We start from the raw sequence: 12,550 nt of genomic DNA on the forward strand, positions 1-12,550 counted from the left end.
CTCCCTTCGATCATTCGTTTTCCTGCGGGGCATCCTGCGCCGGGTCGGGCATTTCCTCACCCAGCACAGCCTGCTCCGCCTGTTCAGCGGGCTCTGCGCTCTCGGCAGGCTCTGCGGTCTCCACAGGGGCCGCCGGTGCGGCGGGTTCCTGTGCAGGCTCGTCGCCGTCACGCGGGGGCAGCTTGCCGCCAGCCATCACGGTGTTGAACTCCTTCTCGTTGAGCTTTTCGCGTTCCATCAGAGCCTGTGCCAGCGCATGGAGCTGGTCGATGTGCTCCGTCAGGGTGCGGCGGCAGGTCTCGTAAGCCTCATCGATGATATCCCGCATCTCGCCGTCGATCTCGGCAGCGGTGCTCTCGCTGTAGCCCTTGCCCTGGGTGAAATCACGGCCCAGGAAGGTCTCCTCCTGCGAAGTGCCGTAGACCACAGGGCCCAGGCGCTCGGAGAAGCCGTACTTGGTGATCATCTGGCGGGCAATGTTGGTTGCCTGCTGCAGGTCGTTGGAGGCACCGGTGGAGATATCCTCCAGGATCAGCTGCTCGGCCACACGGCCGCCCAGGCTGGAAACGATATCCTCGAACATCTCACCCTTGGTCACATAGCTTCGATCCTTTTCGGGCAGATACATGGTGTAGCCGCCAGCCTGGCCGCGGGGAATGATGGTGATCTCGTGCACGCGGGGGTGGTGCTTGCAATAGAAGCCTGCCACGGCGTGGCCCGCCTCATGGTAAGCGGTCAGCTTCTTTTCCTCGGCAGTCACAACACGGCTCTTCTTCTCAGGGCCTGCCATGACCTTCATGGAAGCTTCCTCGATATCCTCCATGGTGATGGCCTTGCGGCTGCGGCGGGCAGCCAGCAGAGCGGCCTCATTGACCAGGTTCTCCAGGTCAGCACCCGCAAAACCTGCGGTGCGCTGTGCGATGACCCTGAGGGAGACATCGGGAGCCAGAGGCTTATTCTTGGTGTGGACCTTGAGGATCTCCTCGCGGCCCTTGACATCGGGCAGGCCCACATAGACCTGACGGTCAAAGCGGCCCGGACGGAGCAGGGCCTTATCCAGAATGTCGGCACGGTTGGTGGCTGCCATCACGATGACGCCATCGTTGGCCTCAAAGCCGTCCATCTCGACCAGCAGCTGGTTCAGGGTCTGCTCCCGCTCGTCGTGGCCGCCGCCCAGACCTGCGCCGCGCTGACGGCCCACGGCATCAATCTCATCGATGAAGATGATGCAGGGCATGGTCTTTTTGGCCTTATCAAACAGGTCACGCACACGGGACGCGCCGACACCGACATACATTTCCACGAAGTCGGAGCCGGAAATGGAGTAGAAGGGCACCCCCGCCTCACCGGCACAGGCACGGGCCAGCAGGGTCTTACCGGTACCCGGAGGGCCCACCAGCAAAACGCCGTGGGGGATGCGGGCACCCAGCGTGTTGAACTTGTCGGGGCTCTTGAGGAACTCCACGACCTCCTTCAGCTCTTCCTTTTCCTCGTCCTCACCGGCAACGTCAGCAAAGGTCGCGGTCTTTTTGTTCTCGTGCTCGTCCTTCACCTTGGCCTTGCCCACGTTCATAATACCGCCGCCGCCAGCGCCGCCGCGCATCATGGAGAAGAGCAGGAAGCCGGTGCAGCCCAGCATTCCCAGGTAGAACAGGATCTCCATCCAGGGGATGGACTCCTTCAGGGTTGTGTAATCGTACTCCATGGGCGCGGTGGGGTTGGCTGCGTCGTAGGAATCGATATACTGCTGGACGTTCTCGATGAACACATAGGCGTAGGGCAGCTTGTAGCGCACCGTCACCGTGCCGTCATCGTTTCTGGTCGCCCCCACGGAAGAGGTGGAGGAGGAGAACAGATTGCTCAGCAGACCGCCGGAGGCCTGTGTGGCAGCGGTGGCACCTGTGGTTTCGGGCAGCTCCTGCTTGCCCTCCTTCAGCGTCAGGGTGATGATGCTGGTGTTGCGGTCCAGCGTAAAGGCTGTGACCTGATTGTTCTCAAAGTAGTGCACCACAGTCGAGTAGCTCATGGTGGAGCCGCCGGTACTGCTGTCGCTGGTGCCCAGCACCGACCAGATCATCAGGACACCGGCCAGGGCCAGCGCCAGGATCAGGGGATTAAAGCGAGGTCGTTTCGGTTGCAAAAGGAATCAACTCCAGTTCTAATTCGTTTTTGTTATGCGTAGATTTCCGGTTTCAGCACACCCACATAGGGCAGGTTGCGGTATTTCTCATCGTAGTCCAGACCATAGCCCACCACAAACTCGTCCGGCACCTGGAAGCCCTCGTAATCGGGCTGGATGTCGGCCTTGCGGCGGCTGGGCTTGTCCAGAATGGTGCAGATCTTCACGGAATTCGGGTTGCGCATCTTGAGCATGGGCACCAGCTTGGAAAGGGTGACACCGGTATCCAGAATGTCCTCCACGATCAGCACGTCCTTGCCGGAAAGGTCGCCGTCCAGATCCTTGATGATCTTGACCAGACCGCTGGTGGTGGTATTGCTGCCGCCGTAGCTGGACACGACCATAAAATCAATGCTGCAGGGGATGGTCACAGCCCGCATCAAGTCGGCCATAAAGACCACCGAACCCTTGAGGATGGAGACGAGGACAAGGTTTCTGCCCTCGTAATCCCTGCTGATCTGTGCACCCAGTTCGGCAACCTTGGCTTTCAGTGCTTCCTCACTGACCAGGATGTTCTTGATATCGTCATTCATGCTCATGGGTTGTTCCTCCATTTTCCAATTCCAACTGCAAGATCTGTACAGTCTCCTCGTCCGGGGCCAGCCCCTCGGCAAAGCCCTCCCCACAGACCCACAGGATCTCACTGCCCGCCGCCAGCAGCGGCAGGCCCTCTCGTATTCCGGCAGGAATGCCTGCCTCATTCATCCATTTGCGCAGGGGCTTGCTCAGCCCCCGCCCCGCAGGCCGGAACCGGTCTCCCGGTTGACGGGTGCGCAGCGTAAGGGCAGAATATAACAAGGTTATTCTAGCATAATCCGCCCGATTTTTTAAGTCTTTTTTATGAACACCCTGTGTTTTTTCTCGAAAACCGCTTACAAAAAGCCGTGTTTTCAGGGTTTGGCCCCCGGGCAAGGCAAATTCTGCCCCATCGGCAGGGGCAAACGGCAGCGAAAACGCAGGGGCCGCAGCCGCTTCCGGCCGACTCTTTTCCTGCCAGAGCATCCCGCTGCCTGCGCAGAAACGGACCGTATCGGTCAATTGCACCGCCCCGCTCCCCTGCTCCACCAGCTCTGCCAGCAGGCGGATGTACTTTTCCTCGGCATCCCGCACCGGGGCAACAAGGCTGTGGAGCGCCGCTTCCAGAATGAGCGGGTCAGCGCCCTGCAGCGGCTCCAGCCGCCATGCCGCCTGGGCTTTCGGGGCCTTGCGGGCAGTCTGGGCTGCATCCAGACGTGCGCCAGAAAGCAGCTGTTCTGCCTGCCTGGCAAAGTAGGCATCCGCGCGGGCCGCCTTTTCGCAGAAGTGGGCCAGATTTTCCTCTGCCGCATCGTTGACGCTGCGCAGGGCCGGAACGGCCCCATGGCGCAGGCGGTTGCGGGCGTAGGCATCGGACTCGTTCGTCTCGTCCGTCACCCACACCTGCCCGAAGGCGGCGCAGAGCGCTTCGGTCTCGGCCCGGGTCAGCCCCAACAGCGGGCGGCAGTAGCCGGGCCGCCTGGGCCGGATGCCCCCTGCCCCGTGCAGCCCGGTGCCCCGGGCCAGCCGGAACAGCAGGGTCTCGGCCTGGTCAGTAGCAGTATGGGCCGTTGCAATGCAGTCTATCCCGCCTGCCAGCAGTTGGGCAAAGCAGGCATAGCGGAGTCTGCGGGCCCAGTCCTCCCCGGCATGGGGCGGCACAGCCATTCCCACATCTGCCGGGCGGAAGACTGTCAGCGGCACCCCCAGCCGGGCACACTCGGCCCGGACAAAGGCTTCGTCCCGGTCCGCAGTCTCACCCCGCAGGCCATGGTTGACATGGCAGGCCGTAAGGGGATACCCAAAAGCTTCCCGCAGTTCCAGCAGCACCTGCAGCAGCGCCATGCTGTCGGCCCCGCCCGAAACGGCAGCGCACAGGTGCAGAGCCCGGCCCGGCTCCGCAGGCGCAAACAGCTGCTCCTGCCGGGCAAAGCGTTCTACTTTTGCGATCAATTTTGATGTTTCGTCGTTCATCAGCGTTTGAAGTCCACATCCATAAAGCGGGTGTGTGCGCCATCCCAGCCCAGCGGCACCGTGCTGGTCTCGCCGTGGCGGTTCTTTGCCACGATGCACTCCGCGGTATCGGCATCCACCTCTGCCCCATCGGGGTTCTGGCTGGCGTAGTAGGAATCACGGTAAAGGAAGAGGACGCAGTCGGCATCCTGCTCGATGGAACCGGAGTCACGCAGGTCCGACAGCTGGGGCCGGTGAGAAGAGTTGTTGCCCTGCTTCTCCACCGCACGGGACAGCTGAGAAAGCGCGATGATGGGCACATTCATTTCCTTAGCCATGATCTTCAGGTTTCGGGTGATGGAGCTGATCTCCTGCACACGGTTCTCGCTGCGCTGGCCGGTGGTCATCAGCTGCAGGTAGTCGATAACGATCAGGCCCACATTGGGGCGGGTGGGGTCCTGATTGACCCGGCGGATCTTCGCCTTCATCTCGGTGATGGTGATGCCTGAGGTGTCGTCCATATAGATGGGGGCATCGTGGAGCTTTTCCGTTGCCAGTGCCAGATACTCCCAGTCCTCACTGCGAAGGGCGCCGGTGCGGAAAGCCTGGCTGTCGATGCCTGCTTCCGCCGAAAGGATGCGGTTGGTCAGCTGCTCTTTGGTCATTTCCAAGCTGAAAATGGCCACCGGCACCTTTTGCTGCATGGCAACACGGGTGGCAATGTTCAGCGCAAAACTGGTCTTGCCCATACCGGGGCGGGCGGCCAGAATGATGAGGTCGCCGCGGCCAAGGCCGGTCAGAACAGTATCCAGCAGACGGAAGCCGGTGGGGATTCCCTTGTACTTGTCGGCATCCGGGCCGCTGATCTTCTGCAGGTTGGTCAGCGTCTCCACCATGCTGGAGGAAAGCGGGGTCAACGCGCTGGAATCCCGCCCGGAGCGGATCTCGTAGATGCGCTGCTCGGCGTTTTCCAGCAGCAGGTCAGCGTCCGGCTCATCGCCCGCGTCCTGCAGAATGTCCTTGGCAACGCCCATCAGCTGACGCACCAGATACTTTTCCTGCACGATCTGGGCGTAAGCCTTCACATTGGAGATGCTGGGCACTGTCTCAGCCAGACCGGTCAGGTAGACCTTTGCCTCGTCCGCACTGGGGAACACGCCATCGGAAATGACGGCATCCAGCAGGGTGACAAAGTCGATGGTCTGGTCTGCCGTAAACAGGCGCAGCATCTCAGAATAGATCTGGGCGTTCTGCCGGGTGTAGAACATTTCCGGCCGGATGATCTCCACCAGATCGGTCAGGGTCTCAGGCTTGAGCAGCACCGCGCCCAGCACGCTCTGCTCGGCCTGCATATTGTAGGGCAGATTGATGCCCACACTCTCCAGATTCAGTTCATTGGAATAATGTCGTTGTTCGTTGGGCATGGTTCATCCCCCTCCATACTGGGCCAGCTTCCCAAAACGCCAAAAACGCCCCCTGAAGGCAGGGGGCGCAGATGGCATTTCAATCAGGCCTGTTCTACTTCCACCATGATCTTGAAGGAAGCCACGACACCGACATGCAGGCGCACCTTTGCGTTGAACACACCGGCATCCTTGATGTCCTTGGTCTCCAGCTCGATCTTCTTTTTATCAATGGGAGAACCGGCCAGCTGGGCCAGAGCCTCGGCAACTTCCTTGCCGGTGACCTTGCCGTGCAGGCGGCCGGATGCGCCGCCCTTGGCCTTGATGGTCACGGTCTTGCCCTCGATCTTTGCAGCCACAGCCTGTGCGGCGGCCACAGTTTCAGCCTCGTGGAAATCCGCAGCGGCCTCCTTGCCGCGTGCGATATTCACCGCAGAAGCATCGGCCACAGCGGCCAGCTTGCGCGGGAACAGAAAGTTGCGGGCGTAGCCGTCGGAGACCTCATGGATCTCATCCTTCTTGCCAATGCCCTTTACGTCCTGCTTCAGAATCACTTTCATGGTGTTATCCCTCACTTCTCACCGGGGAACCGGTGGATTTCTATGGTTAGTATACAGCATTCAGACCGTTGCGTCAACGCCTTCGATGACAGTGGGGTTACCCCAGCTCCCGTGCCGCCGCATCCAATGCTGCTTCGATCACCTTATCCATATCATAATACTTGTACTCGCCCAACCGGCCGCCAAAAATGACCTTTGTCTCGGCATCGGCAAGCGCTTTGTATTTTGCGTAAAGCGCGCCATTCTTTTCATCGTTTACAGGGTAATAGGGCTCATCGCCCTGATGCCACTCGGTGCTGTACTCCCGGCTGATCACCGTTTTGGGCTGGGTGCCAAACGCAAAATGCTTGTGCTCGATGATCCGGGTATAGGGCGTATCCGCATCGGTATAGTTCACCACCGCGTTGCCCTGATAGTTGTCGGTATCCAGCACCTCGGTCTCAAAGCGGACGCTGCGGTACTGCAGCGCGCCCAGACGGTAACCGAAGTAGGCATCCACCGGGCCGGTATAGACCACCTTGTCGGCCAGTGCGTTCAGGTTCTCCCGGTCGGCCAGATAATCCACATTCAGCCGCACCTCGATGCCCTCCAGCATCTTTTCCACCATGGCGGTATAGCCGCCATCGGGGATGCCCTGATACAGCGCGTTGAAATAGTTGTTGTCGTAGGTAAAGCGGACCGGCAGGCGTTTGATGATGAAAGCCGGCAGCTCGGTGCAGGGGCGGCCCCACTGCTTGCCGGTGTAGCCTTTGATGAGCTTTTCGTAAATGTCCGTGCCCACTAGACTGATGGCCTGCTCCTCAAGATTTTTCGGGTCGGTGATGCCCGCTTCCCGCTTCTGCTCCTCGATCTTTGCCTTGGCCTCGGCGGGGGTCACCACACCCCACATCTTATTGAAGGTGTTCATATTGAAGGGCAGATTGTAGATCTCGCCGTGATAATTGGCAACGGGACTGTTGGTGTAGCGGTTGAACTCCGCAAACTGGTTCACATACTGCCACACTGCCTTGCTGCTGGTGTGGAAGATGTGGGCCCCATAGCGGTGGACCTGTATGCCCTCCACTTCCTCGGTGTAGATATTCCCGGCAATGTGGCCGCGCTTATCAATCACAAGGCACGTTTTGCCCGCCTTTTTTGCTTCCTGGGCAAACACCGCACCGTAAAGGCCTGCGCCTACGATGAGATAATCGTAATGGTTCATCCCTGCTTCTCCTTTTTTCTGGATTCAGGTTCATTTTTGGAGAGCGGCTTCTTCTGGCTCTCACGGTACTGGTCGATTGCGGTCTGGATGCGTGCCCGGGCTGCCTCGGGGGTGATATGCTTGAGCTGGGCCGCCGCCATGGTCTGGTGGCCGCCGCCGCCCAGACTTTCCATGATGACCTGAACATTGACCGCTCCCAGACTGCGGGCGGAAATATTCACACCGCTCCCCACCTGCACGGCCACAAAGCTGGCCTCCACATTCTGGATGGTCAGCAGGTCGTTGGCAGCCTGCGCAATGGCCACACGGGCCTCGGGGGGCACCTCGCCGCTCACCGAGATGGCGCAGTTGCGGTACATCTGGGCAGCCTCCACAAGGTCTGCCTTGGCGTTGTACTCCACCATGGTCACATCAAAGAGCTGGCGCACCCGCTCCGTCTCCGCACCGTAGCGGCGCAGAGCGGCGGCGGCTTCAAACGTGCGCACACCGGTGTGCAGGGTGAAGTCCCGGGTATCCAGCATAATGCCCGAGAGCAGGCCCTCTGCCTCCACCCGGCTGGGCTTGTCGTCCCGGTCGCCCACATACTGCAAAAGCTCCGTGACCAGCTCACTGGCCGAGGAGGAATAGGGCTCGTGGCAGACAAGGTCTGCGTGCTCGATGAAGCCCACGCCCTTGCGGTGGTGGTCGATGACAGCCACCTTGCCGCACCTTTCCAGGATCTCCTTACTTTCCACAAGGCCCAGCTGGTATGTATCCACCACCACGCAGAGCGTTTTCTTGGAGATAATGGGCAAAGCCCCCTTGGGGTCGATAAAATCATCTGCCTGCCCGGCCCGGCACAGGGCATCGATCAGACTGCCCGCCAGCGTGGCATCCCGCCTGACGGCGATCACCGCCGGGACATCGCAGATCTTGCAGATGCGCAGCACGCCCTCGGCAGCGCCGATGGCATCCAGATCGCTCATCCGGTGGCCCATGATGACCACATGGTCCGCCTCCTTGACGAGCCTGACCAGCTGGTCGGCCACGATGCGGCTGCGCACCTTGCTGCGCTTTTCCACGCCGTGGCTCACGCCGCCATAAAAGGTGAAGCCGTCCGGGGTCATCTCAGCGGCCTGATCGCCGCCGCGGCCCTGCGCCATATCCAGCGCCTGCACGGCCATGTCCTGGGCTTCCCGCAGGGTCTTGGCCCCGCGCCCGATGCCAATGGAGATGGACAGGTTCACGCTGGGGTCCAGGGCACGGATCTTATCCAGCACATCGTAGCCGCGCTGGGCATACTGCTCCAGATGGCGCTCTTCCACCACGGCGATATAGCGGCCGCTGGCAACGCGGCGCAGAAAGCCAGTGCCTCGGCCGATCATATCCTCCAGCACCCGGTTGATGCCCTCCAGCAGGCGGGCGCGCTCACTGTCCAGCATATCGCTGAACACATCGTCGTAGCCGTCCACCAGGAACACCATGTAACCCGGGCGGCTGGCCTTGTACTCCGTTTCGATCCTGCGCAGGGCGGTCTCCTCATTGAACACGAGCAGCGTCATGCTCTCGCTGCCTCCCGGCACGGTACTGCTGTGCACATTCCACACACCGTCGGCCAGATTGAGCTGCTGCCCCTCCGGGGTGCGGGCCTGTGCGGTGTCCAGGCCGGGCAGCAGCTTCTGTGCCCTGCCTGCAAGCCGGTCCTCGCCGCCCAGCAGCGCCGTGCGGAAGCGGCTGTTATACCACAGCACCGTCTCGCCAGAAAGCAGAGCCGCCGGCTGAGAGAGGGATTCCAGGCTGTATTGGGTCCTGGAATTTTCAAAGCTGCCGCCAGCCACCCACTTGGCGGTCCAGCGCCGCAGCTGATACCGGAAAACGCAGATGCCGATGCCCCACAGCACCACCAGCACTGCCAGCGCAGGCCAGCCCGCGGGCCGCTGCACCAGAAGCGCCAGTGTCAGCAGTGCACACAGCACTGCCAGCGCGGCGATCAGCATTTCCAACGTCCATCTCGGTTTTTGTTTCATGGAATCTTCTGCCTCCTGGTCTGCCTGCCCCGGCGGGGCGGCTTCCGGCTTATACCTCCATCAGAATGGGGAGGATCATCGGGCTGCGCTTGGTGCGGCGGTAGATATAGCTGCTCAGCGCCTCACGCACCCGGGTCTTGACGCTGTTCCAGTCGCGCACATGCTCTTCCACGCAGCGATCCAGCGCGTTTTCCACAATGCTCTGGGCCCCGTCCATCAGGCTCTCATTCTCGCGCACATAGACAAAGCCGCGGCTCACAAGATCAGGCCCCGCCAGCACCTTTCCGGTCTTGCTGTCCACGGTGGCCACAATGATGACCAGACCGTCCTCAGAGAGATGCTTGCGGTCACGCAGGACCACATTGCCCACATCGCCCACGCCCAGGCCGTCCACCATCACGGCACCGGCGGTGACAGGCTCGCCCAGCTTGATCTCGTCCCGGCTCAGGATGACGTTGGAGCCGTTCTCGGCAATGAGGATGTTGCTGGTGGGAATGCCCAGAGACGCGGCGGTCAGGGCATGCTTTTTCAGCTGCTTGTACTCGCCGTGCACGGGCAGGAAATACTTGGGTCTGGTCAGGGTGAGCATCAGCTTCTGCTCCTCCTGGCAGGCGTGGCCGGAAACATGGACATCATACATGCTCTCGTAGATGACCTCCGCACCCAGCAGGAGCAGACCGTTGACGATCTTGGTCACGCTCTTCTCGTTGCCGGGAATGGGGTTGGCGGAGATGATGATGAAGTCGCCGGGGCCCACCCGCACCTGGCGGTGGCTGCAGGAGGCCATGCGGGAAAGGGCACTCAGGGGCTCGCCCTGGCTGCCGGTGGTGATCAGCACCACCTGCTCCGGCGGGTACTGGTTCAGCTCATCCACACTGATAAGGGTGCCCTCGGGGATGTGCATATAACCCAGCTCCTGCGCCATGGCAGTGTTATTGACCATGCTGCGGCCGCTGAACGCCACCTTGCGGCCATCCTCCACGGCCAGATCAATGATCTGCTGGACGCGGTAGATGTTGGACGCAAAGGTCGCAATGATGATGCGCTTGTTCCGGGCACGGGCAAACAGGTTGCGGACACCGGCGGCCACCTTCTGCTCTGTGGCGGTAAAGCCCGGACGCTCGGCGTTGGTGGAATCGCTCAGCAGGGCCAGCACACCCTTCTGACCATACTCCGAAAGGGTGGTCAGGTCGGTCACGCCGCAGGCCAGCGGGGTATAATCGATCTTGAAGTCGCCGGTCTGGATGATCGTTCCGGCGGGGCTGTCAATGGCAAAGGCCACGGAATCGGGGATGGAGTGGTTGACATGGATGGGCTCCACGGTAAAGCAGCCCAGCTTGATCTTCTGTTTGGGGGTGATCTCCACGAACTTGGTCTTGCCCGCCAGGCCAAACTCCTCCAGCTTGTTCCGGATGAGGCCGCAGGTCAGCCGGGTGCCGTAGATGGGCAGATCAAACTTCTGCAGCAGGTAGGGAATGCTGCCGATGTGGTCTTCGTGGCCGTGGGTGATGAGCAGGCCCTTGATCTTGTCCTTATTCTGCACCACAAAGGTAAAGTCGGGGATGACCATGTCCACGCCGTACATCTCACTGTCCGGGAATACAAGGCCGCAGTCCACAATGATCATATCCCCGTTGCACTCATACACGGTCATGTTCTTGCCCACTTCACCCAGACCGCCCAGCGGGTAGATGTGGATGGGCACAGCGGCCTCCTTGGGCTGCTGTGCGCGGCGGGGCCGCCGGTTATAATAAGGGCGGCGGGTGCGGGTACGCTTTTCCCCGCCGGATTCACTGTTTCTGTTCGGATTGTTCTGAGCCTGAGCCGGGTTCTGTTCTTTGACCTGTGCCATGCGGTACCTCCAAAATCAATTACAAAACGCAGGCACACCCCTTTGCGAGCGGCCTGTCTGCTGTGAAGGAGCAGCAAACACACCGCCGCTCCCATCGAAACCATCGTATAGAATTTTTCGCTTCCATGCCCGTTTTCGGCACTGGGATGGCCGGAACGGAGTAATTTCTGCCCTGTCAGTCCATCTGTTCGATGCGACCGCGGCACTGCCCCGTTCCTGCCGGACACACCGCACCGGTGCGTCCCTATACGCATTTTGTTACAAACAGTATAGTATTTCTTGTCCACTTTGTCAATTCAAAGCTTTGCCGGAAAAGCCGGGGATGATACGTTTTCCTCTTGACAGAACCGGAAAAATAGCTCTAAATAGAAGTATCCAAAAATTCAAGTTCCGGGAGAAACAGATGAAACAAGTCGAAGTTTACACCGATGGCGCGTGCAGCGGCAACCCCGGCCCGGGCGGCTGGGGCGCAGTGCTGCGCTACCGCTTCAACGGCAAGGTCTATGAAAAGGAGCTCAGCGGCGGCGATGCTTCCACCACCAACAACCGGATGGAGCTGACCGCCTTTATCGAGGCCCTGCGCCAGCTCAAGGAGCCCTGTGAGGTGCGGCTGTGCTCTGACAGCCAGTACGTCATCAACGGGCTGGAAAAGGGCTGGGCCAGGGGCTGGAAGCGCCGGGGCTGGAAAAAGTCCGACGGCTCCCCTGCCCTGAACCCCGACCTATGGGAACAGGCATTGGAGCAGGAAGCCCGGCACAAGATCACTTATGTCTGGGTCAAGGGCCATGCAGGCCACCCGGAAAACGAGCGCTGCGACCAGCTGGCCGTGGCACAAAGTCAGGCACACGGAGGGAGACAGGGACGATGAGCGATACATTTCTGCCCGGCAGCGGGTTCGATACTTATGAACAGCAGGACAAGGTGCTGGTGGGCCTGTGCGGCGGCACGGGCTGCAAAGCAGCTGTCCGCATTTTACAGCAGCAGGGCTTTGCGGTGATGGGCGCTGTGGTGCGTCTGTGCACCGATGACCCCGTTGTGGATGCCGCCAAGGAAGCCGCCAAGGCTCTGGGCATCGAGTGCATCACCCTGAATGCCAGCGAACTGGCCAGCCAGCTGGCCGAGGAGACCGCTGCCCCGGCCGACCTGCGCTTCCCCGCCCTGCTGGCGGCGGCTGACCGGCTGGGCATCCAGTACATTGCCACCGGCCACCGCGCCCGGGTGGAGACCGGTGCGGACGGCGTGCACGTCCTCTGCCCTGCCGAAATTGCGGACGAGAGTGCCCGGCTTGCCGCCCTGCCGCAGGAAACACTGGCCCGGCTCATCCTGCCCTTGGGCGATTTCAGCCCCGAGGATGTGGCTGAGATGGCAGCAGAATAAAAAA

Annotated in this window: 10 protein-coding genes; 2 read left to right on the forward strand and 8 right to left on the reverse strand. The window is 60.8% G+C overall.

The window, feature by feature from the left end:
• Positions 1-10 precede the first annotated feature (10 nt).
• The 8 genes from ftsH to MTP42_RS08395 all read right to left on the reverse strand — a co-directional run bounded on the left by ftsH (position 11) and on the right by MTP42_RS08395 (position 11,169).
• Positions 11-2,077, reverse strand: coding sequence for an ATP-dependent zinc metalloprotease FtsH (gene ftsH, locus MTP42_RS08360; RefSeq protein ID WP_097773754.1), 2,067 nt, complete (start codon positions 2,075-2,077; stop codon positions 11-13).
• 95 nt (positions 2,078-2,172) lie between these two features.
• A complete protein-coding gene (gene hpt, locus MTP42_RS08365; RefSeq protein ID WP_097770522.1) occupies positions 2,173-2,718 on the reverse strand; it encodes a hypoxanthine phosphoribosyltransferase in 546 nt (181 codons plus the stop codon).
• The gene (gene tilS / locus MTP42_RS08370; RefSeq protein ID WP_249257116.1) at positions 2,705-4,147 is read right to left on the reverse strand and encodes a tRNA lysidine(34) synthetase TilS; all 1,443 of its coding nucleotides are present in this window, start codon (positions 4,145-4,147) and stop codon (positions 2,705-2,707) included. The genes hpt and tilS overlap by 14 nt, the downstream gene beginning before the upstream one ends.
• A 20-nt stretch (positions 4,148-4,167) precedes the next feature.
• The gene (dnaB, locus tag MTP42_RS08375) at positions 4,168-5,571 is read right to left on the reverse strand and encodes a replicative DNA helicase (protein ID WP_005931854.1); all 1,404 of its coding nucleotides are present in this window, start codon (positions 5,569-5,571) and stop codon (positions 4,168-4,170) included.
• Positions 5,572-5,654: 83 nt separating this feature from the next.
• Positions 5,655-6,110, reverse strand: coding sequence for a 50S ribosomal protein L9 (rplI, locus tag MTP42_RS08380; protein WP_097770524.1), 456 nt, complete (start codon positions 6,108-6,110; stop codon positions 5,655-5,657).
• A 97-nt stretch (positions 6,111-6,207) separates the two neighbouring features.
• Complete coding sequence (gene glf / locus MTP42_RS08385; RefSeq protein WP_249257117.1) at positions 6,208-7,311, reverse strand: UDP-galactopyranose mutase; 1,104 nt, start codon at positions 7,309-7,311, stop codon at positions 6,208-6,210.
• On the reverse strand, positions 7,308-9,317 hold the full coding sequence (locus MTP42_RS08390) for a DHH family phosphoesterase (protein WP_227611337.1): 2,010 nt from the start codon (positions 9,315-9,317) through the stop codon (positions 7,308-7,310). The genes glf and MTP42_RS08390 overlap by 4 nt, the downstream gene beginning before the upstream one ends.
• A 49-nt stretch (positions 9,318-9,366) precedes the next feature.
• A complete protein-coding gene (locus MTP42_RS08395; RefSeq protein ID WP_005931869.1) occupies positions 9,367-11,169 on the reverse strand; it encodes a ribonuclease J in 1,803 nt (600 codons plus the stop codon).
• Between the two features lie 403 nt (positions 11,170-11,572).
• Between MTP42_RS08395 and rnhA the strand changes: the two genes are divergently transcribed.
• Entirely contained in the window at positions 11,573-12,037 is a 465-nt protein-coding gene (gene rnhA / locus MTP42_RS08400; protein WP_035393761.1) for a ribonuclease HI, read from the forward strand.
• Entirely contained in the window at positions 12,034-12,546 is a 513-nt protein-coding gene (locus MTP42_RS08405) for a hypothetical protein (RefSeq protein WP_249257118.1), read from the forward strand. Before rnhA ends, MTP42_RS08405 begins: the two co-directional genes overlap by 4 nt.
• The last annotated feature ends 4 nt before the right edge of the window (positions 12,547-12,550 follow it).

This window comes from Faecalibacterium sp. I2-3-92 (assembly GCF_023347315.1).
Taxonomy (GTDB): domain Bacteria; phylum Bacillota; class Clostridia; order Oscillospirales; family Ruminococcaceae; genus Faecalibacterium; species Faecalibacterium duncaniae.

Excerpts from the sequence above, each read along its gene's own strand:
- ftsH (WP_097773754.1), bottom strand. The coding sequence starts at position 2,077 with ATGATCTGGTCGGTGCTGGGCACCAGCGACAGCAGTACCGGCGGCTCC.
- hpt (WP_097770522.1), bottom strand. The coding sequence starts at position 2,718 with ATGAGCATGAATGACGATATCAAGAACATCCTGGTCAGTGAGGAAGCA.
- dnaB (WP_005931854.1), bottom strand. The coding sequence starts at position 5,571 with ATGCCCAACGAACAACGACATTATTCCAATGAACTGAATCTGGAGAGT.
- rplI (WP_097770524.1), bottom strand. The coding sequence starts at position 6,110 with ATGAAAGTGATTCTGAAGCAGGACGTAAAGGGCATTGGCAAGAAGGAT.
- glf (WP_249257117.1), bottom strand. The coding sequence starts at position 7,311 with ATGAACCATTACGATTATCTCATCGTAGGCGCAGGCCTTTACGGTGCG.
- MTP42_RS08390 (WP_227611337.1), bottom strand. The coding sequence starts at position 9,317 with ATGAAACAAAAACCGAGATGGACGTTGGAAATGCTGATCGCCGCGCTG.
- MTP42_RS08395 (WP_005931869.1), bottom strand. The coding sequence starts at position 11,169 with ATGGCACAGGTCAAAGAACAGAACCCGGCTCAGGCTCAGAACAATCCG.
- rnhA (WP_035393761.1), top strand. The coding sequence starts at position 11,573 with ATGAAACAAGTCGAAGTTTACACCGATGGCGCGTGCAGCGGCAACCCC.
- MTP42_RS08405 (WP_249257118.1), top strand. The coding sequence starts at position 12,034 with ATGAGCGATACATTTCTGCCCGGCAGCGGGTTCGATACTTATGAACAG.